1 protein-coding gene is annotated in these 1,148 nt (G+C 65.2%); it reads right to left on the bottom strand.

Going from position 1 to position 1,148, the window contains the following annotated elements:
* A partial coding sequence (locus tag AB0C20_RS36305; RefSeq protein WP_357569732.1) for an acyltransferase domain-containing protein occupies positions 1 to 1,001 on the bottom strand: 1,001 nt, incomplete at its 3' end.
* Between the last annotated feature and the right edge of the window lie 147 nt (positions 1,002 to 1,148).

Here is a 1,148-nt window from a genome sequence, read left to right as displayed (position 1 = left end):
TCCCTCTGGAACGCATAGGTGGGCAACTCCACCCGACCGGCACCCGACCCGGCGAACAACGCGGCCCAATCAACCCGAGCCCCGTTGACGAACAATGCCGCCAACGCGGTCACCGCACTGCCCGGCTCCGGCTGATCCCTACGCATCGTCGCCACCGCGACCACATCCACCTGCCCCGGCAGGCTCTCCTGACTCATCGCGGTCAACACCCCACCAGGGCCGACCTCCAACAGCACCGACACCCCCTGACCCACCAGGCTGCGGACACCGTCAGCGAACCGCACCGGCTGACGGGCATGCCCCACCCAGTACTCCGGATCACACACCTGCTCCGCCGACGCCACCTGACCAGTCACATTCGACACAATCGGCAACACCGGCACCTCATACGACACCCCCGCAGCGACCCGCCGGAACTCCTCCAACATCGGGTCGATACGCGCAGAGTGGAAAGCGTGACTGACCCGCAACCGCCGAGTCTTACGACCCAACTCGACGAAATGGGCCGCGATCTCGTCAACGGCCTGCTCATCCCCAGCAATCACCGTCGCCGTCGGACCATTCACCGCAGCCACCGAAACCCGCTGCCCGTGACCATTCAACACCGCGAGGACCTCATCCTCGCTCGCCTGCACCGACACCATCACCCCACCCGAAGGAAGGGCCTGCATCAACCGACCCCGCGCGGCGACAAGCGCACAAGCATCCGGCAACGACCACACCCCCGCCACAAACGCAGCGGTCAACTCACCAATCGAATGCCCAATCAAAACATCCGGCCGCACCCCCCACGCCTCCAACAACCGGAACAACGCCACCTCAACCGCAAACAACCCCGCCTGAGTGAACACCGTCTGATCCAACAACCCAGCCGCATCCGACCCCGGCGCCGCAAACAACACCTCCTTCAACGGCCGCTCAAGAAAGGAATCCAACTCCACACACACCGCATCCAACGCCCCCGCGAACACCGGGAAACCCTCATACAAACCCCGACCCATCCCCACCCACTGAGAACCCTGACCCGGGAACATCACCCCCACCCGCACACCAGCACGAGCCACACCCACCACCACACCAGCAGCCGACCCCCCACCAGCCACCGCCTCCAACCCCGCCAACAACCCATCCCTGCCGCCGCCGACAAC

Source organism: Micromonospora sp. NPDC048843 (assembly GCF_040649965.1).
GTDB lineage: Bacteria > Actinomycetota > Actinomycetes > Mycobacteriales > Micromonosporaceae > Micromonospora > Micromonospora hortensis.
This window is presented reverse-complemented; position numbering and strand designations above follow the sequence as displayed.